This window comes from Candidatus Koribacter versatilis Ellin345, from assembly GCF_000014005.1.
GTDB lineage: Bacteria > Acidobacteriota > Terriglobia > Terriglobales > Acidobacteriaceae > Korobacter > Korobacter versatilis_A.
Map to the genome: position 1 here is coordinate 4,006,563 of NC_008009.1, position 18,738 is coordinate 4,025,300.

At 59.0% G+C, this 18,738-nt stretch carries 24 protein-coding genes; 12 read left to right on the forward strand and 12 right to left on the reverse strand.

What is annotated here, in order from left to right:
- Window positions 1–19 precede the first annotated feature (19 nt).
- Window positions 20–280 carry a hypothetical protein gene (locus tag ACID345_RS17465; RefSeq protein ID WP_148210157.1) on the forward strand — a complete coding sequence of 87 codons (261 nt, stop codon included), beginning with the start codon at window positions 20–22 and terminating at the stop codon, window positions 278–280.
- Here the strand turns inward: ACID345_RS17465 and ACID345_RS17470 are convergent.
- From ACID345_RS17470 to ACID345_RS17515, 12 genes are read right to left on the reverse strand one after another with little or no spacing between them, the layout of a single operon-like run.
- Entirely contained in the window at window positions 270–713 is a 444-nt protein-coding gene (locus ACID345_RS17470) for a hypothetical protein (RefSeq protein ID WP_041855829.1), read from the reverse strand. The genes ACID345_RS17465 and ACID345_RS17470 overlap by 11 nt on opposite strands.
- Window positions 706–999, reverse strand: a complete 294-nt coding sequence (locus tag ACID345_RS17475; protein WP_011524183.1) for a hypothetical protein — start codon at window positions 997–999, stop codon at window positions 706–708. The genes ACID345_RS17470 and ACID345_RS17475 overlap by 8 nt, the downstream gene beginning before the upstream one ends.
- Window positions 1,000–1,002: 3 nt before the next feature.
- Window positions 1,003–1,176 carry a hypothetical protein gene (locus ACID345_RS27000; RefSeq protein ID WP_187148844.1) on the reverse strand — a complete coding sequence of 58 codons (174 nt, stop codon included), beginning with the start codon at window positions 1,174–1,176 and terminating at the stop codon, window positions 1,003–1,005.
- Window positions 1,177–1,187: 11 nt separating this feature from the next.
- The gene (locus ACID345_RS17480; RefSeq protein WP_011524184.1) at window positions 1,188–1,877 is read right to left on the reverse strand and encodes a hypothetical protein; all 690 of its coding nucleotides are present in this window, start codon (window positions 1,875–1,877) and stop codon (window positions 1,188–1,190) included.
- Between the two features lie 9 nt (window positions 1,878–1,886).
- Window positions 1,887–2,432, reverse strand: a complete 546-nt coding sequence (locus ACID345_RS17485; RefSeq protein ID WP_011524185.1) for a hypothetical protein — start codon at window positions 2,430–2,432, stop codon at window positions 1,887–1,889.
- 9 nt (window positions 2,433–2,441) lie between these two features.
- Window positions 2,442–2,753, reverse strand: a complete 312-nt coding sequence (locus ACID345_RS17490; protein WP_011524186.1) for a hypothetical protein — start codon at window positions 2,751–2,753, stop codon at window positions 2,442–2,444.
- Entirely contained in the window at window positions 2,750–3,031 is a 282-nt protein-coding gene (locus ACID345_RS17495) for a hypothetical protein (protein ID WP_041855830.1), read from the reverse strand. Before ACID345_RS17495 ends, ACID345_RS17490 begins: the two co-directional genes overlap by 4 nt.
- Window positions 3,028–3,267, reverse strand: coding sequence for a hypothetical protein (locus ACID345_RS17500; protein ID WP_041855831.1), 240 nt, complete (start codon window positions 3,265–3,267; stop codon window positions 3,028–3,030). The genes ACID345_RS17495 and ACID345_RS17500 overlap by 4 nt, the downstream gene beginning before the upstream one ends.
- Window positions 3,264–3,404: a hypothetical protein gene (locus ACID345_RS27005; protein ID WP_187148845.1), complete on the reverse strand. Its 141-nt coding sequence runs from the start codon at window positions 3,402–3,404 to the stop codon at window positions 3,264–3,266. Before ACID345_RS27005 ends, ACID345_RS17500 begins: the two co-directional genes overlap by 4 nt.
- Window positions 3,401–4,399 (reverse strand): ATP-binding protein, encoded by a 999-nt coding sequence (locus ACID345_RS17505; protein ID WP_011524188.1) that lies wholly within the window; start codon window positions 4,397–4,399, stop codon window positions 3,401–3,403. The genes ACID345_RS27005 and ACID345_RS17505 overlap by 4 nt, the downstream gene beginning before the upstream one ends.
- A 3-nt stretch (window positions 4,400–4,402) precedes the next feature.
- Window positions 4,403–6,472: a Mu transposase C-terminal domain-containing protein gene (locus ACID345_RS17510; protein WP_011524189.1), complete on the reverse strand. Its 2,070-nt coding sequence runs from the start codon at window positions 6,470–6,472 to the stop codon at window positions 4,403–4,405.
- Window positions 6,473–6,530: 58 nt separating this feature from the next.
- A complete protein-coding gene (locus tag ACID345_RS17515; RefSeq protein WP_148210158.1) occupies window positions 6,531–6,923 on the reverse strand; it encodes a hypothetical protein in 393 nt (130 codons plus the stop codon).
- Between the two features lie 290 nt (window positions 6,924–7,213).
- On the opposite strand from ACID345_RS17515, the gene ACID345_RS17525 reads away from it, so the two are divergent.
- The 11 genes from ACID345_RS17525 (at window position 7,214) to ACID345_RS17580 (ending at window position 18,737) form a co-directional block, all read left to right on the forward strand.
- Window positions 7,214–8,071, forward strand: a complete 858-nt coding sequence (locus ACID345_RS17525) for an XRE family transcriptional regulator (RefSeq protein ID WP_228370664.1) — start codon at window positions 7,214–7,216, stop codon at window positions 8,069–8,071.
- An 11-nt stretch (window positions 8,072–8,082) separates the two neighbouring features.
- Window positions 8,083–8,706, forward strand: a complete 624-nt coding sequence (locus ACID345_RS17530) for a hypothetical protein (RefSeq protein WP_011524192.1) — start codon at window positions 8,083–8,085, stop codon at window positions 8,704–8,706.
- Between the two features lie 21 nt (window positions 8,707–8,727).
- Window positions 8,728–9,621: a hypothetical protein gene (locus ACID345_RS17535; protein WP_011524193.1), complete on the forward strand. Its 894-nt coding sequence runs from the start codon at window positions 8,728–8,730 to the stop codon at window positions 9,619–9,621.
- On the forward strand, window positions 9,621–10,355 hold the full coding sequence (locus tag ACID345_RS17540; RefSeq protein ID WP_011524194.1) for a hypothetical protein: 735 nt from the start codon (window positions 9,621–9,623) through the stop codon (window positions 10,353–10,355). Before ACID345_RS17535 ends, ACID345_RS17540 begins: the two co-directional genes overlap by 1 nt.
- A 60-nt stretch (window positions 10,356–10,415) precedes the next feature.
- Complete coding sequence (locus ACID345_RS17545) at window positions 10,416–13,457, forward strand: hypothetical protein (RefSeq protein WP_011524195.1); 3,042 nt, start codon at window positions 10,416–10,418, stop codon at window positions 13,455–13,457.
- Window positions 13,458–13,503: 46 nt separating this feature from the next.
- Complete coding sequence (locus ACID345_RS17550) at window positions 13,504–14,295, forward strand: DNA adenine methylase (protein WP_011524196.1); 792 nt, start codon at window positions 13,504–13,506, stop codon at window positions 14,293–14,295.
- 988 nt (window positions 14,296–15,283) lie between these two features.
- Window positions 15,284–16,411 carry a hypothetical protein gene (locus tag ACID345_RS17560; protein ID WP_041855837.1) on the forward strand — a complete coding sequence of 376 codons (1,128 nt, stop codon included), beginning with the start codon at window positions 15,284–15,286 and terminating at the stop codon, window positions 16,409–16,411.
- Entirely contained in the window at window positions 16,389–16,730 is a 342-nt protein-coding gene (locus tag ACID345_RS17565) for a hypothetical protein (protein ID WP_011524198.1), read from the forward strand. Before ACID345_RS17560 ends, ACID345_RS17565 begins: the two co-directional genes overlap by 23 nt.
- Window positions 16,727–17,380: a hypothetical protein gene (locus tag ACID345_RS17570; RefSeq protein WP_011524199.1), complete on the forward strand. Its 654-nt coding sequence runs from the start codon at window positions 16,727–16,729 to the stop codon at window positions 17,378–17,380. The genes ACID345_RS17565 and ACID345_RS17570 overlap by 4 nt, the downstream gene beginning before the upstream one ends.
- A gap of 239 nt (window positions 17,381–17,619) precedes the next feature.
- Entirely contained in the window at window positions 17,620–18,093 is a 474-nt protein-coding gene (locus tag ACID345_RS17575) for a glycoside hydrolase family 73 protein (protein ID WP_011524200.1), read from the forward strand.
- The gene (locus ACID345_RS17580; RefSeq protein ID WP_011524201.1) at window positions 18,090–18,737 is read left to right on the forward strand and encodes a hypothetical protein; all 648 of its coding nucleotides are present in this window, start codon (window positions 18,090–18,092) and stop codon (window positions 18,735–18,737) included. The genes ACID345_RS17575 and ACID345_RS17580 overlap by 4 nt, the downstream gene beginning before the upstream one ends.
- Window position 18,738 lies beyond the last annotated feature (1 nt).

Consider the following 18,738-nt stretch of genomic DNA (forward strand, 5'->3'; position numbering starts at 1 on the left):
CTGGTGGTAGGCTTTCGCGATGCGCGTTTTGCTCAATTTCGTGAGCCGCAAAACCCTCACGATTCACACGATGGCCGAGGACTGCCGCACGCGCATCGGACCGTTTCTCGACGTCCAAAGTTCGGCAACGTTGCTGCGGCTGCTCCGCTACATCGGCGCAAACGACCGCGCGATCGCCGACTACGAGTTCGCGATGAGATCGTGGGGCCAAGGCTCGGTGTTCGTAGACATCAACGACGCCGGGTTGAAGCTGCTGCAGATTCGCCCGCTCAGCCATTGACGGCCTCCTGATCGAGCGCCGCGCGGATCTGGCCTTCCATTTCCTTCACAGCCTGGTCGCCGCCGAGAGCGCGAACGCGGCGAAACAACGACACCCCCTCGCCATATAGCGGGCGAATGCCGGCCTCGATCTCTTCCGACGACGTCGCCACGTAATAGCCATAGGGCTGAACACGCGAGCCGCATATCTTCAACTTGAAATCGACAACCAGGCTGCGCACCTGCTCCTTCACTTCGCGTGCGTCGAGCCCGGTCTTTTCGGTGAGTGCGGCGATTGAGATCGCGTTGCGTGCGCCCTTGTGGTCGCGCAGGATTCGCAGCACGGCGCGCGCTTCGTTTGGCAGAGGCCACGGCTTATTGCCAGTGAGCACTTCATGGATGCGGCGCTCGGCCTCGGCCGCGTGATCAGGAAACATCGTGGGCTGGTCAGTCACGGTTCACCTCGCCAGCGCGATCGATGTCCTGCTGTTGCTCAAGAGGCTCGACGTTTTGGCGCTTAAAGCGAATCCGCAACCAGGCGAGCGCCGCAAAGTAGTTCTCCACATAGTGTTCGCGGTCCCAGAGGCTGCGCTTCATGCGCGCGGGCAGCGAGTGGTAGCAGAAGCCGTTGAAGCTGAACTTCGGCTGCTTCGGAAGGCCACAGCAGCGGCATACGGTTCCAGCGAGGTCCGCGTACGCCACGTTTGCGCGTTCCAGATCGATGTCGATCGGTTGTTCCATCTCTCACTTCCCCTTCAGGTGGTCGCCGCCCACATGCCACCCATGGCATGGTTTGCAGTGATAGGCGACCACGATTTCATCGGCCTTGCGTCGCCGAATCCGCTTGGCGATGCGCTCGGCCTTCGCCTTCGTGCTGTACACCGTCTTCAATGCGCATCCCTGCTGCGGCTTCGCCACGGATCAGGCTCCTACGCTTGCTGTTCCTGCTCGATGATGGTTTGCAGCGCGAACACCTTGGCCTCGAACGTAGAGCCGAGGAAGAGGCGGTCCATCTGCGCTTCGGTGAGGCAGAACGTCGCGACGTTGGTGAGTGGACGTTCGTCCTTTGGAGGCTCGGCATGGCCGTTGCCGTTCTTCGCCGCGTGTTTGGCAGGCGATTTGCGGGGGGGCGTAGCGTTCGCGCTGGGAAGCGTGCTGTAGTACCAGTGCTTGGAACAAAAGCCGGTTCGGTTGCGCGAGGTGAGGCCCTTGGTGCAACCATCGAATTTGCAAACGAGGTCAGACATGATTTGCTTCTCTCTTCTTTCCTTCACCAACTTCACGACGGCGTGAACGAGTTTTGCGCCGCCCTGCTCGATGAACTTGTTCGCATCGCCGCTGCACATCGAGAACTCGATGGGCGCGTCTTCCGCGATGGGCTCCGCCTGGCGCTCACGAATGCGGCGCGTGCGAGCTGATACGGGTTGATCCAACTCGATGCGGGTCGATCCGGGTTGATACACATCGCGCCGCACCGCGGGTTTCTCGGCCGCCAGCTTTGCGACGCGCTTCTGCTCCGGGCAAAACACCCCGTCTTCGCAGAGCGGACAGAGGTCGATGCCTTCCTGCGCTTCGCACTTGAAACAACCGTTCTCGCGGCACTTCCTGCAGGCAGCCATCGTTCGCTCCTAGCCCTTCGCCTTCTTCGGCGACTTCTTTGCGGCCTTGGCGGCTGACTTCGCTTCGCGCGCGGCGATCGAGGCGACGGTGTCTACGTTGAGCGAAGGTGTTTTCGACGCGACGCGGAAGCACATGGCGAACAACTCCAGTGCGCGCCCACCACGCCAGCCGGAGATCTTCGCGGCGCGGATGAGTTCGGCCGCGTTCTTCTTCAGCGTGTGCTTCGTCGTGCGACTAAAGAGGTCATTGAAGAGCCGCGGCTTGCCTGCTTTCGACAGGAGCAGCTGCAGCTGCGTCACATGGTCCTCATCAATCGAGATCGTGCGGCCGGAGGTGATGGTGGCGACGTATTCCTTGCCTTCGAGTCGCCGCGATTGCTCGGCATTCTTCGGCACGAAGCCGTGTTGCTCGACGATGTTCAGGAGAACGGCCTTGGCATCGTCGGCGAAAGCCTGGGCTTTGTCGGCTACGGCCTGCGCCTCAACGTAGGCCTGGCAAATCGCGTCGATACGCAGGGTGCTGATGGTTTCGGGCTGATGGGCTGCGGCGGACATGCGTGCTCCTTACTTTCTGGAAATCTGAACCATGTAGATCGCGTCGCCGGGTTCATCAAGGCGGACGAACACACGCCAGCGGCCGGCAACAAGAGAGCGTGAAAAAATGCGGGCGATATCCACTTCTCCGAAGGCGGCAACGTGGCGATGGATGCGCGCGCGGATCTCGGCCTTGCCTTCCTCCAGCTCGGCGATCAACCCCACCGACTCCGGGTGAAAACTGGAGATCGCGTGGATGAGGTCCATCGCATCGATGTACTGCTCGACCTGGTCAGCGAGATTGAAGTCGGTGGTGGGGACGACAGGCATCGCGGCGCTCATGCGATCACCTCGACAACATTCACCGGCTTGTTACGCGGCGTCTTCGGCTTCTCGATCTTTCCGGTGTCGAGGAACCAGCCCAACATCACGATCGAGCAGCGATCGCCGCAGATGTGCTTGTTGAAGTCGGCCTCGGCATGGTCGTCGTCCCAGGGCTGGCAGGTGAACTTATCCTGATCGCTGTCAGCATCGTGGGCGATGGCAATCAGTTTGCGGTTATCACTCTTCGCCAACTCGATGCCGCAGACATCGCAGTAAAAGGGTTCGGGCTTCTTCACTGGACCACCTCCGCGAGCCAATGGAACCCGCCCAAAGCAACTAGCGCCGCGAGGACCGCAATCGCTGTCGCCTGGTAACGGTTCTTCTTCAAGAGCCGCCGCAACACGCGGCGATAGCGCGCACATTCGGAACATTCGATCCGCACCCGTTCGCCGTCCTCGGAAATGAACAGCCCGGCGGTGCGCACCGTCTCAATCCCGAGCTGATCGTCAAAGTCAGGAAGCCAGTGGGTCATCGCGGCACCCCCGGAATGCGGCCTGTGGCGATCGCCGAGATGACGATGCCTACGAAATACCCGGCGACAAACCACAGCGCCGCGGTACAGAAGGTGTTCACTCGCGAAGCGAGTCGAGAACGCCACGAAGTGGTCATGCGGAGGCTTCTTTCTTGGCCTGGCGTTTCTCTATCGCGCGCTTGATGTCGCGGATGGACCAGAACAGACGCCGGGCTGAGATGTAGTTGTGTTCACCGGAGCGGCGAACATCGAGGGCCTTGGATTCGGTGATGAGCTTGCGAACGATCGGCGACGTCACCTTCTCGCCGAGTTCCTGGCGGATGATCGTGTCGGCCTCGTCGTCGGAGATTCCCGGCAGAGCCTTGCCGAAGTGCAGCCGCGAGTTCCACTGTTCGAGCCGCGCGGCATCGCGCATAAAAGTGGTTTCGAGCTGGTGCGAACCGGCGAGCAGGATCGCGCAGTGCGGCATGCGATCGAAGAGCCCGCGGATGGTTTCGAGGCACTCGTAGTTGAGGTGCTGTGCCTCGTCGAGGATGAAGATCACCTTGCGGGTGCGAAACTCGAAGCGCAGCCGCTTCAGGATGCGCTGCGCGTCGCCGGTGGTATCGACACCGCAGGCCTCGGCGATCTCGCGCATGATCTTCTGCGAGGTCTTCACCGACTGTGGGCAATATACGTAATAGGCGCGGCGGCCGTGACCGTTCTTCGATACTTCGGCACAGTTGAGTTCCGCGGTCAGGTGTTCGAGCACGAACGTCTTCTGCGATCCCGGCGCGCCGTGGACGTAGATCATGCGGCAGTCGTCGAGCGCCTCGTAGAAGTACTGGCGCAGCAGCTGCACGTTCTCCGTCTCATAGAGCTTGTCGCCTGCCTGCGTAACGGGTTCGATTGGGTGCGCAGCAATGAATTCGGTAATGGCCTTGCGAAGAGGGGCATCGTTGGAGGCGATGTTGGCGTAGCGTCCCTTGATGAAGAAGCGGAGGGTCACCGACGAGTAGTTGATTCGCCTGGCGAAATCGGAATAAGCGAGGCCGGTGCGTGCCAGATACTCGTTCAGCTGCTCGCGTACGGCGTTCGCGGCGGGCAAAGAAGTTGCCAGCAAAAGTTCGCGATCTTTCATACTGAGTGCCATCGATCAGTCCCCCTCCATCAATCCGGCGATCTCTTCGGCTACGTCGCCTACATACTTCTGGCTCACCTTGGGTGCGGCCGCTGCTGCTGCCTTGGCCGCGCGCGCCATTGAACTGCGTTGCACTGCCGGCACCTCGCTGGCGGGTGGCAGCGCGAGCACCTTGTTCACCAACCGCTCCACGCCGGTGACGACACCGGAGGCGCGGGCGGCATCGCGCATGGCCACGTAGGCATCGCGTGTGTTGCGCTCCAGGCGGCGGCGCTGCTGCATGCTTTCCGCAATCGCGTTCGCCGCCTGGGTGGTGTTCTGGGGGAGGAACTCTTCGGGCTTGGCCCAGCAAATGAGGTTGCCGTCGAGATCGAGGACCGCCACGCGATCGAGATCGAGCGGGTCGTAGGCCACCATCACTTCGCAGTTGCTCACGTCGTGCAGTCGCTTCACCGCGGTGAAATCCGCGCCGATGAAGCGCCGTTTGCCCACGGTGACCGAGCACTCGCGCACCATGCGCTGCTCCCGCGAACACAACATGAGGGCCAGAACGTTGTCGGCCGGCGCGGGGCGTTGCAACGGGTTGCGCTCCTGCTCGAAGACCTGCGCCGGTGTGCGACCGTCCATACCCTGACCGCCATGCGGCGTGTTGTGGTACTCGTCAAGCCAGGCGCGGAAGAGCTTCATCACCAGCGTTGCTGGCGGCAAGAGCGATTGGTGCAGACCGTTGATGCCTTTGCCCATCTGGATCAGTCGCGCGCTCTCACGCTCCAGACGGCTGTGCTCGGCGATGGCCTTCGATGTGAACTCAGGACGGCGATCTGGATTCGAGCCGCTATAAGTTGGGAAGAGCGCGTCGAACTGTTTGTGCACGGTGCGGAAGAAGCGTTCAACGTGTTTCGACTGCGGATGCCGCACGATGCAATGGCGGATCGAGATCCCGCAGCGCGCAAGCACGCCGGCCTGCGTGTCGAGCTCCTGCTGCCACCAGTCCTGTGGGGCCTTACCGGAATCGCGCAGATACGCGGGCAGCGCGGCCTTGGCAACGGATTTGTAGTCCTTGCCGTTGTCGCAATAGAACTCTTCGCATGCGCCATAGCTGGCGATCGCCTGGCGTAGGCAGGTTGTGATGGAGATTGAGCTGCCTTCTTCGGCGAAGCTGTAACCAACGACGTAGCGGGCGCGGAAATCGAGCAGCGCGGTAAGGCGCATGCGAATACGCTGGCCGCGCGGGATATCGTCAAAGACATCGTTCTGCGCGAAGAGATCGTGGATCATGTGATCGCTGACCCAGATTTGATTTGCGTATTCGTTGTAGCCGCGACGGACGTAGGGCGAGATCAGGTCGCGGTAGCGGCGCTCGCCATCGCGCACCAGAATGCTCATCGCCGGCGGCGCGGAATTCAGGAACGAGCGCACCGTCTCGTAAGACGGCATCTCCTCTTTCGCGATGCCGAGGAGCTCATGGTGAGAGAGCAGCGAGCGATGCGCTTCACGCGCGCCCCACTTCAACCCGATATAGGCAGCGGCTGCTGCGGCGTCGCCGTGCCGAGCAAACCAGCGCGAGCGTCCTTTGTCTTCGCGGGTCCGGTCGGCGAGTCGTTCGCCCTTCTTGAAGCGGCTGTGCCAGCGCCAGATTGTCGCGGGGCTGGATGAATACTTCGCCGCGAGATGCTCGACCAGGCGGCTTATGGAAGTGACAGGCTCGCCATCCGCTAGGCGCACGGTAGCCCATTGCGCCTTGTGCTGTTCGAAGTTGGCGATGGCGAGGCAGGCAGCTTCGCGCCGCGCGGCCTGGGCTTCTTCTTCCTCGTCAACGCAGGCGATCTTCAGGAGGGGCTGCTCAGCGGCGGTTGCGCTGTTCTGTGGGAGGAGAGTGATCGCACCTCGCACGGCGAGCAGCCTCTCGCGAAGATCGGTGGGAAAACTCTCGATGCAGTACTCGCGAACGAAGCGGCCATTGGCGGCTTTAGTAGCGGACGCGCGGCTGATGACCTTGCCTTCGCGGGCGAGACGGCGGAGATGGCGTTCACTGAACGAGATGGCGGCGAGCACATCAGCTTCGATCAGCCAGAGGTCGCTCATCGCGTGCCTCCCTTAGAAAGTGTTAAGCGTCCGGCAGGGAAAAAAACGCGGGCATCGCTCACAGTGCCCTCCCTGACAACGCACCTTCAAGGCGGGAGACAACTGCGTCCGCGCGTTTACGAATCAGGTATTGGCGCCCGAGTTCAAGGAGGTCGTACTCAGCGACGGTGATAACGCGGAAGCCCGCCAATTCAGCGCGGGTGCGAAGCAGGCGGTCATCGCCGGTCACGAAACAGAAAGCGCGGTCTAGTTCTGAAGGCCAGCGGAAGTCTTCGCGCGATTCGGCAGTGAACCCGTTGAGTTGGCGTTCGGTGATCTTCCGTCCAACCAGTTCCGTGAGTTCATCGGCAATCTGCGGACGGCTTTTGCCGCATTTCCGGATCGCATCCACGAGGATGCCCCGCACCAGCGAAGCGTCGTCCATACTGCCTGGCACTGGCCGTTCGGCCATGAATAGGCTTGGCTGATGGTCTACTGAAAAAACTTTGTGTCGATTTTCCGTAGAAAGATGAGTGCTCTCCGGGAGAGACTCGCCGCGTGATGAATTCATGCAGCGCGCTCCCGGCTGATCTTCTCGATCGCAAGCTCGATCTTCCGGCACTCGGACATCAGGGCCAGAGTTATGCGCTCCGACTTATTAATGCCCTGCCCAACCCGGCGCACGACGGACGTGGAAACACCGAGGCCCCGAGCGACGCGCGCATAAATCCCCTTGTACAGCTTCGCCCTTACGAGGCTGGGATGAAGCGTGCTATGTTGGCGTGTCACTCTCTGACGTTGCATGACACTCGTATATACGAGTGTCATAAATGGAAGTCAAGGGGATTCTTTGTGCCTGCACAGGAAAAGTCTCAAATGGGGCACTATGCCGATGTCGTCTTGCGGCTTCGCGCTTATTTAAAGATGAACCAATCGCAGTTCGCCGATGCGTTGGGAGTGACCCAGGCGTCCGTATCCCGATGGGAACAAAAGGGTGCATCCACTCGCGGCCCCTCGCGAGGGGCTTGGACGTCGATGTACTTTCTCGGTTTCGACACTCCTCTCGCAAACGAGCTCTATGAAAGGGCCGGGCTCGATCCGGAAGCCGTCAAAAGGCTTGCGCGCGATTTCCGTGATGACCTGTCCGGGCGGGAGACGACCTACGTGAGAGAGAACGGAGACGGCCCGGTGGAGGGCGTCGCGATCCCACTGTTGACGGATAAGGCGGCGGCAGGCCAGCCGCGTCTGATAAACGAGAAGGACATCCAAAAATACCTCTTGTTCCCACGCGAGATGGTGCCGCACCCCACATCAACCAGGTGCATGCGCGTTCGTGGCGATTCGATGGCACCGATCGTTGACGACGGATACATCGTCGCAGTCGACACCTCAGAACGAGATCCTCGAAAGCTCGTAGAGAGCATGGTTGCTGTCAGCGATCCTGAATCGGGATGCACGATCAAGTGGCTTCGCCAGGCGGGTCGGGCTCGGTTTCTTCTCGTGCCACAGCACACAAGCCCGCGCCATAATCCGATTGTGCTCGACCCTAAAGAAGAGGGCTGGCGCATTATCGGGAGGGTCCTGTTCTGGATCGGCCAACCGCCGCCGGCGAGAAAATGAGGAGGGTAAAAATGAAGTCCGTTCTCTTAGGATTTTTTTGCCTAGCGCTGATGGGAACGCTGCTCTGCCAACAAGGTCCCGATCCAGCGGCTCACGCGGCACTAGACTCGTTAAAAGCGCATGCAGGGTGGGCACAGGAGCCTTCGAGCTTTCTCGGTATCAAATTCGGAGAGCCCCTATCCGCAGCTGTTAGCGAATGCCCGACGGACTACATTGGCAACCACAAGTTTTATGCAGCCTACAAGACGCGCGAAATCTGCTACGAACCGGTCGCGGATTTTTTCAAGGTGAATCACGTCGACAACTTCTTTGACGTGTATGTCCATGAGGTTGATGGCAAGGTGGCGAGCATCACAGCGCATTTTCCCGAGAATAACGCGGCCACGATGGAAGAGGCCCTGGAGGGAAAATTCGGGAAACCTCACTCCACAAAGCAAGAGGAAGTTCGAACGCGGATGAACGTCGCCTACACGAAAATTTCAAATGAATGGTTTGGGGCTAACGTTGTGATCGACTTCGAATCGATCGGGTCCCAGGTTGACGAGGGATACGTCACAGTGAGCACCGCAGCATATTGGAAGTTTCTGGAGGATAAGAAAAACGCCCAGAAGGAGAAGCTCAAGAGTTCGTTCTAGAGCCACCGCGAGGGGGGAGTGATGGCAAGCTGCAGGTTTTGCGGGAAGAAGGCTGGCCTCTTCAAGCACGAACACGAGGAGTGCGCGCTCGATCATAGCGAGGCGATGAGGAATTTCCCGCTCTCGATCGAAACGGCGCTGACCTCCGGCAAGACGATAGCCGAAGCTGGTTCCGGGCTTGACGAGATCGCTGAGAAGGGGCGTTTGACGTCAACTGAGAAATGGCAGCTTTTCACCGAAGTGTGGAACCGAGTCGTTCGCGTGATCGCAATGGAATCGCCGCTCTCCCCGGATCAATATTCGGCGCTTGAACACTTTTACAACGAATCCAAGATGAGCGCGGATGCGGTGCAGTCAACGGCGGGCGGCCGCGCGGCGATCCTCAGCTTTCTATTGTGGACCGTATATCACGATCAGATCGACCCATATCGCGGCCCGGTGAACTTCAACACCAAGGATGACGAGGTCGCCGTCTTCGGGATGGCCAACATCTACCTGCTGGAAGAGCGCGCGCAGCGCGTCTCGAATTCAGTCTATGGCGGCCTATCGCTTCCGATCGGGCATGGCATTTACTACCACATGGGGCGCGGCCAATCGCAGTCGGTTTCAGTGCAGGTATTGAAGGAAATTGATTACGGTGACATTCTCATCACCACGAAGAGGCTTTACTTCGGAGGCACGTCGAAGAGCTTTGCGATCGAGCACAAAAAGGCGCTTCGCTTCGAACCGTTCAGCGACGGCGTCGGTATCTCAGCCACTGGTAAGCCGAAGATCCTACGCTGCGCCGCCTTTGATGACTGCGGCTGGTTCCTCTACAACCTGCTGACGGCGCTCGCGGCGCGGGAGTCGAAGCCGCGCGAGGTGAAGAACGTGCTGCCGATCCGCGTGAAGGCACAGTCCGAAGGAGGAGCTTGATGGGCGGAGAGATAGTCAAGGCGACGAGGTTTACCTCTGTACCACAAATTGTTCGTTCGCTCCGGACGATGAACGCGGAAGAGAGAGCTGCAATCGGTGCCACCCTATTGAAGGATGGGGCGAAGGGGATCGCGCTGCAAACCTATCGCGTGTTTCAGGGCGGGATCGCCGACTCCTTCCTGAACTCGATCATGGACCGCGTGCAGGAGATGATCGACTCGGGCAAGATCCCCGAGAACCACTCGGAAACAGCGGCTGGAGTTCGCTCCTGGTATGAATTCTTCAACTTCGTTGATGGGCAACCCGACACAACGCGCTTCGAGGCTTTTTGTGCCCTATTTATGGCAGCGAACACGCTGAGCCACGCGGATGGAGATGCGCTGCTGGAGCATCAGCTGATGCAGATCGTAAATAAGCTCAGCGCCGCACAGATGCAAACGCTGCTCGTGGTGATGAGGTTCGATGGTTATGGGAGCAACAGTGAGATCCTCGTTCCAAACATGCTGAAACACGTTGGCCATTCTGTTCGCTCGTTATTGATGATGAACATGCAAGGCCTCGTCGACGCCGGGCTCGTCGCCGAGGACTGGAAGCATAACGGCCGCGACGGTACAACGTGGCGCGGGCTCAGTGACCTTGGCCAGGAGTTCAAGCGCAGGATTTTGGATTACGAGAAGATGCGCGAGTGGCAGCAGATCGAGAAGCAACGCGCCGCGTCCGCTGGCGAGAAATAAAAAACGACAATCCGGACAAACTGGACGCAATAAACACTGCGCGTGCTGCACATTCAGCGCATGCTGCGTCGCATATTCGCCCTCTCATTCCTGCTGTTCTCGGCCGTCGCACTGATGGCGCAATCGAAGATCACGCTCAACGGCAACATCCAGCAGATGACCGGCGAAGTACCGAGCAGCCGTATCCGGGTGAAGGTCGATCTCATCCAGTGCGCGCCCAACTTGCCGCGCGTCTCGGGCGTTGCGATCATCGGCGATTCTTCGAAGTCGATCGCACCGGATGGCAGCGGAAACTTCACGACGCTGATCTGGCCGAACCCAACGATTACCTGCGACACGCTCGGCAACTCGAATTACCAGGTCTCGATCACCAAGGACCAGGCCACTCTCTGGAGCGCGGTATATCACATTGCGACCTCGCCCTCGACCCAGGACCTGAGCACGCTGACGCCGGTCGCAGTCACGGTCGTCTCCCCATATCTTGCGGGCCACATGCTGCTGCATGGCACCGCGGCGCCATCGTCGGGTGATGGCAACGACAACGACTTCTTCCTGAACACAACGGCGTCGTGTCTCTACGGCCCCAAGGCGTCGGGCGCGTGGCCGGGATCGTGCACGTCAATCATCGGGCCGCCTGGAGCCGGAAACATTGCGAGCCTTACCGGTGACGGCAGCGGTATTAACGTAGCAGGAGCAGCGACGATCACGGGAGCGGTGAACGCCTCCGTCATCAACGGCGGATCGAGTGTTTACATGGCGTCCACCAGCGGCACTGGAAGTTTGCTCTTTCCGTTCATCGGTTTTGACTCCCTTTGCGATAACACTGGCCGCACACTTCTTTTCGGTCCTGGTCACTACCGCACCAGCGGATGCGACATGGGGAGCAGCTTCGGTTTCGCCGGCGTGGTTCCGTTTGGTGATGGCACGCCGGGAACCGGCGCGGTGTTGCACTACACCGGAGGAGGCCACGCGCTCGGTATTAACCCGGCCTCAGTCGGTGTGACCACCAACAAGTTCTTCGTCAGAGACATCGCGATTGACGGAACCGGATCGAGTAGTGGCATCCGCGATACGTTTGCCTACTCGTCCGGAGGAACCGCGACCGGCACAGGAAAATGCCTCGCGACAACGACAGGCGGAGGCGGCAGCGGCGGAACGGCCACGGTGGCCGTGGCGAGCGGCGTGATAAGCGGCAACCTGACGATCCTTACCTTCGGACAGAGCTATACAGGCGTGCCAAGCTCATGGAACCTTAGCCTCCCCGCGAGCGGCGCGGCTTCGAGTTGCAGTGGAACGATCACGACGACGGGCGGCGCGATCGCCGGCGCGGACGCGATTCTTGCCGGCAATACGACTGCATCGGTGAAGTCAGCGAATGGCGTGTTCCAAAATGTGCTGGTTACGAACTTCCCGAATGGCGCGGGCATACATTGCGTCGCGTGCGAAATCATGCAGCTCAATTCCATCTGGTCGAGCCATAACAAGTACGGCTACTGGTTCGACGGCGTCGGCACCAACCAGATCAACACGAACATCGACATGAACGGTGACCGTGCCAGCTCTAACCAGATCGGCATATACGCGACGCAGCTGCAGGACTTCAATATCCGCGGCGGCGATGTCGAGTACAACGCGCAGGAGGGCATTAAGCTGGCCGGCGACGCTAACACCAGCGTCCAGTCTGGAAAAATCGACGGCGTCCGTCTTGAGGGAAACCAAAGCAGCCGCACGCAAACCAGCTGGTCCCTAACCTCACTGGCGTGCGCCTCCAGTGTTCTCACCGGGCAGACCTCCACCTCTCACACGATGTCTGTCGGAGACCCGGTTGCGATCACCGGATCCACCGGCCCCAGTGACTACAATGTGAATGCGCTGGTCGCGTCGGTTCCTGATAACACCCATTTCACAATCTCAATCGGCTGCAGTACCGGGAGCGCATCGCCGGCAGGGTCGATCTCCACGGCCTGGTCTCAGCTCTATGTTGACGGCGCCAGCCTTCTGCAGGGCATCACGCTCGACGGCCTGCGCTTCTACACCACGGTTGGCCCGAACATCGCCGACGAGTGGATTGGCGCGGTCGGCGGCGTTACGGGCGGGGCCAGCGTACAACGTGGAATTCACCACTCAAGCACGAGCTATACGAGTTTCATTCGTTCAACATCGAGCGCACGGATGTGGTTCCAAGACGAAAACCCTTCCACGAACTGGAGCCGGCCATCCGCAGCGGTGAATGTTTGTTTCGAGTGGTACGACAACAGCACGCCGGCAAGGAACATCGGATGCAACCTGCTGCTCGGCGGCACCGTCGCTCCATCGGCGGCGGGTGGCGGCAGCGTGGGGACTGCTGCGCTGCCTTTTGGTAACGCTTACTTTGGGGGTGCGGCGACCAACAACTTCCACTTCAACCTTCCGAGCTTCACCGCGGCGCGCACGCTGTATGTTCCTGACGCGAATTCCACGGCCGTCGTACCCGACACTGGCGCGTCGCACAACTACCTCACCGCGGTATCGGCAACCGGCGTGATCTCGAAAGCGCAGCCGGCCTTCACCGATATAAGCGGAACGGCGGCAACGACACAGATTGCGACCGGAACCCCGGCCGCGGGCTCCTACCCGGACGGAGGAACTGGAGCGTGGACGCCGCTGCCGGTCACGCAGAGCTCGCTTATTTACCAGACCGGGCCGATCGCCGAGCAGATTGGCAACGCGTCCGACCAAACGGTGTGGACCGTGGCGATGCCGGCAATTCCGGCGGGCAAGTGCGTCCAGGCAGATGTCTACCTGTACCACTCGGTCTCATCATCGGCGTCCGTGGCCTACAAGTTCACGTATGGCAGTTCCTCGGTGAGCACGAGCTCCTCCAACTCAACGACGAACTCGCAGATCCGGCTAATCATGAAGTTCTGCAACAACGCCGGCGTCCAAAACGCTCAGTGGGTGATCATCGAGCAGCCATTCGTCGGAGGAACCGCGATCGGCTCGACGATTAACACAACGACGAGCGAGGATTTGAGCACATCGAAAAACCTCGTGTTCTCGTTCAACGCCGCCACCACAGAGAAGATCATCCACAAAGGCTCGATCGTCAGATTAATTCAGTAGATGGGTTTTTCCACTGCTGCGGTTGACGGGCACGCGACGATTGAGCATGAACTCTCCATTCGCGTGGCCCGGAGGTAAGAAGCACCTGAAGAAGCGCCTGCTGCAGATGATGCCGGCGCACGAAGCTTACGTCGAAGTCTTCTCGGGATCGGCGAAATTGCTGTTCGCAAAAGAGCCTTCGCCCTGGGAGATACTTAACGACATCAACAGTGACGTGGTGAATTTCTTCCGCGTCGCGCGCCATCGCGCGGCCGAGCTGGCCGAACGGTTCGAACACGAAGTCATCGCGTCCCAGCGCTTCAAGGCATTGCGATCGGCGGCGGACGGCGCGAGCGAGATTGACCAGGCGCTGCGCTTCATCTACCTCGCGTGGTGGTCCTTCGGCGGCAAGGGCGAACACTTCGCCTCGCTGCGGATATCAGAGTTGCGGAAAGCCAAGCATCCGGTGAAGCGATCGCTGCGCCTGGTGCGCGACCTCATCCACCGCACAGCGGATCGCCTGGTGGACGTATTGATCGAGAACCGCGACTTCCTGGAATGCATCGATCGCTACGACTCAACAGACACACTGTTCTACTGCGACCCGCCCTACACTTCATTCTCGAAGATCGCCCGTTACGGCGAGATGGCAGAGGCGCGCCACCGCGACCTGGTGTCGCGCCTGCGGAAGATCCGCGGCAAGTTCATACTGAGCTACGACGACTCACCGCTGGTGCGATCGCTGACCGATGGGTTGGAAATACAGGAAGCGCGCGTGCCTTACACGATCGCTGCGGGAGAGGCGAAGATCGGTCGCGAGTTGATCATTTCGAATTTCAGGCTGAAGAGCGTTGCGTAGCCGGGGCGAAAAGCCAACGGGGCAGAGGGCGGGCCGGCCCCCAGCCCCATTTGCTAATTAGCTACTACCCATATCTCGTAAACTTGTAGCGTTAATGTGCAGTTGCTGCCTCCAACGCACGAGGTGAGCGCATAGACCTTCAGAGTGGTCAGATCCAAAGTGGTTGGAAGAGAGGTCGAACCTGTTTGGAGCGTGCTATCGGCTCCCAGGACGTTGAAGAACGTGTGTATGTCGGCACCAGTACAGGTCGTTGTGCACCAGAACATGCGCCCCAGCCTGCCTGAGCCGCTTCCATAGAACTGGTTTCGGACATACAAAGTCAGGCTGGAGGGTGACGGCGGCCCGCTGGCAAATCCGTTCCAGTGGTGGGTATTGTCGGCATCGCCCGCAAGCTCCGTGCCACTGGCATATGAGTCTGTCGTCAGGTTGGCATCGTAAGCCAGAGTTCCAGAGGTGAAATCCCCATTGTTCGTTGTAGGTCTGATCGTCGTTTGAGCTGTCATTGCGCAGCACGAGACACAGATGGCGACGATGTTAGCGAAAACGAAGTGTCGAAATTGCATCAAGCCTCCTTGTGATACTTCAGCGAGCGATGGTAGGGAGGTAGTTTGGCTACGTCAACGAAGCATTGGTGGTTGTACTTGTGGTGAAGTCAGAGCTTCCGTCCGTACATCAAACACCTTCCACTCGGCCAAGTAGCCTTGAGAACTCTAGGCGCGCGTGCCCTATACGATCTCTGCGGGAGATACGAAGCTCGGCCGAGAGCTAATCATTTCGAATTTCAGGCTCCGCGCAGCCGCGTAGATCGCCATGAGCCGAGGTGCACTACAATTGAGGTGAGGGCGTTTTACATCCCTACGGGTTGGAGAAAACTTTGCGCCGGGGCCCCCTTCAAGACCTGCTGCGACGCACAAAACGGTTCAAACGAGGAAGGATTCGCAACCGGCGTGTCTCTCTTCAACGACGCTTACGGCGGCGGAAGAATCTGGTGCCTCAGTTACGCGTTGTTATTCCTCCGAGCTTCTCGATCCTCGATGATCCCGAATCGAACCTCGCTTTCATATCGCGATTCCGAAGCCAGCTTTCCGCCAAGATGTACAGGTCTGTTCACTTCGATCACTCAGGGTGCAAGAACTTGGGAATGGATGCGCAGGCGATTGTGGATGTCCTCGTTGCCGAGGAATTGGCTAGGCGACCGAACGGAATTGGAATAGGTGGAGACTTTCCCCGCGACGCTCGGACGAACGTAATGCTGCGAGCGATCGGAACGTTACGCCAGTTCGGACATCCCGAAATGAAGCTGGCTCCAGAAGTCGAGAGTCGCATCGAACGCTGTGACCGCGTCAATGGCAACGGACACAACCTCAAATACAGTTCTGAGCGGGACCGTGCTGCACTAGCATTGGTCACGTATGTTGAGCGCGTGCTCCAACATCAGTCCTTCATGCTCACCTTCGAAGGTCGTTCCGACTTGAGCAGCATAATCACGGAGGTAATCGGCAATGCCGAAGAACACAGCGGGCGCTGGTATGCCGTCGCGTTCTCGCAGCCGGGCATCGTTGAACAACAAGGCATGCCTGAACCCGAGGAATGTCAGATGGTCCTCTTTAATTTTGGCCGCTCCATTTATGAGTCCTTGGTTTCGAGAGGAGCATCTACCTATGTGAAGGAGAGGATCTCAGCCTTGGCAAATGAGCATCGTCATTCCAGGCAGTTTTCCGACAGTTGGACAGAGGAAGATCTCTGGACTCTGGCAGCTCTCCAGCAAGGTGTCAGTCGATATCGAACCGACGAAAAGGGGAAGACGCGCGGAAATGGGACGATTGAACTCATACGCGCCTTTTCCGAGCTATCCGATGTACCCAAAAAAATGTGCGTCGTTTCAGGGCACACGTATATACTCTTCGACGGAAGCTACAAATTGCGCGCCGACTCCAACGGTTTGCAAATGATTGCCTTCAATACATCGAACGATTTGGAAAAACCTCCAGACCCACGGTACGTTCGTCACTTGAAACACGGGTTCCCAGGCACGATCATCAGTATGCGATTTGTGATGGATTCCAGATACCTGGAATCGCGGATTCAAAGCAATGGCTCATCAGAACGTAATTGACCTCATCGAGTATCGCCTTCCCGAGACCAAGACCTACTCTGGTCGTGTGCGGGGCGAGTTCGTTCGTCGGCAGATGAAACTTGAACAACTCGATTCCCAGATCGAGGTTGTCCAGATCGTCATACCAGCGGACACTTTCAGTGTGAACATGTCCTTCTTCCTCGGGTTATTTGGTGACAGCGTCCGCACGTTGGGGAAGCACGGATTCTTCGAGCACTACTCGTTCCTCGCGCCAGCGCCGCTCCTGCGGATTTTGAATCGGTATGCAGATGAAGCGTTGAAAGAGGGCATGGCGATTCCCGAATCCAAGACCGCGTGATCCGCTCCGCCTTCATCGCCGTTGCTCAGTCCTTGCAAGCAGCGGCTGCACTGTCGAGGTTCGCTTGGATGCAGCCTTGGGTTTCGATCGTTCAGATCTTCGTTGGAGCGCTACAGGCCTGGATTTTATGGCGCTTGACGTACTTCATTTTCGAAAGAAATGCGCAACAGAAGGTTTCCGAGCGCCAGGCATCTTGGTTTCATAAGGTAGTAATCGATCCTCAGGTTCCCGCCCTCGAATCGTTTTTCTTAGAAATAGATGCGGTTCTCGATGTTGCAGCCACCCGGTGTCAGCAAGCTAAACTAAGCGCTCAAACCGCGGTTTTCGACGAGGTCAGTCGTAAGGCGATCGAGGACTTCACGCACACACTCATTACGGCAAGGCGTCGGCTCGTCGATCGTCTTAGGGTCTTCGACGATGGATTCGCTGACGAAATCGGCGATCGGTTCCTTGCCCTTCAAGACAAAGTTACTGAGTGGTTCGATCAGATGCGCTCCAAAAAGGCGATTCAAGGAACAACGTCTCTATCAGATAGCCTGAATGAGGCTCACAACGGTATCGTCCGAAGGCTGATGGAATTCGAATTCACAAAATGGGGTTCTGCTACTAAGCAAGTCCGATGGAGACGCGCGTTCCTTTTGCGCGACTGAGCTCCCCGAAAGCCAAATTTGCTCCGCTCCTAAAACGCACCGCCCTCCGGGCGGTTTTCTTGTGCTCAAAAGAAAACCAGACAAACCGGACAAAGCGGACGCGTACCCGCATGGATACAGCCTAGAGTCCACACATCGGCACAACCCAACTTTCGACGAAAGGAAGTCTGCGGAGAATCGCCAGAGCTAACTCGGCCGTCCTTCACCGCTCATCGGGACGGCCGGGTTCAAACAACCGAATGACGACTCAATCCCAACTCGACATGCTCGAAAAGTTTGGTGAAGCCGCGGGTGCCGAGCAGGCAAAATTCGGCGTGCCGGCGAGCGTGGTGATTGCGCAGGCAATCCTGGAGTCGGGATGGGGTGAGCATCAGCTCGCGACACGCTACAACAATTTTTTCGGCATCAAGGCGCGCGCCGGCGAGGAGTATTGCGAATTCTCCCCGGATGCGATCGAGAAAGCGGCGGGCGACAAAACCCGCAAGCGCTATGCGAAGTTCGGCTCAATGCAGGAAGCATTCAACCGCCACGGCGAGCTGCTCTCCACCGCCGATCGCTACCAGCCTGCGATGCGCTTTGCCAATGACCCGCTGGTTTTCGCCGCGCAACTTCAACGCTGCGGCTATTCGGAAGATCCCAAGTATGCGCGGAAGCTGACCACGCTCATCCGCGATCACAACCTCACCCGCTTCGACGCCAAGGAGGCCGCATGAGTGCTTCGCACAGATCTCGCGCTTCGCGCTTGTTCCAGTTCATCTTCGCCATTGTCCCGGTACTGATCCTCGGGTTCCTGACGCTGATTCTCGCTGCCTGCAACGAAAGCGAATATCACAAGGCCACTCGCGCCGCCGCCGGTATTGCATCCGGGCTCTCGGCCGCGGAGCAGGAAACGGAAGATCTCGCGAACGCCAAGCTGATCACGTTCGAAGAAGCCGGGGCGGTCCTCGGCGAGATCGACGACGCGACGAAGGTCAACGACGAATACGTGTCGCAGTTGAAGGCATTCACGGCGATCAACGTGAGCAACCGCGTTGTCCTGATGAATTGGCTGGCGGCGATGACCGGTTCGATCGAGCGCCTGAATTCCGGTGGCGTGTTGAAGATCAAGAACCCAGATGCCAAAGCGAAGCTGGCGGCGATCGTCGGCGGCATCCAGGCGTCGATCGCGATCCTGGAAGCGCTGGTTCCGAATTTGCAGCAGGCCGGTGCGTATCAGATGTGTCCGCAGCCGGGACTGCGCGACGCGTGGGTGGCCGAGGCGAAGAGTTTAGCGAGACACAACCAAGCGAGGGCGCGGGCCGGGTCGGGCTATGACTACCGGATGCAACCGCGCCCATTTTTGTCATTCGCCGTTTAGG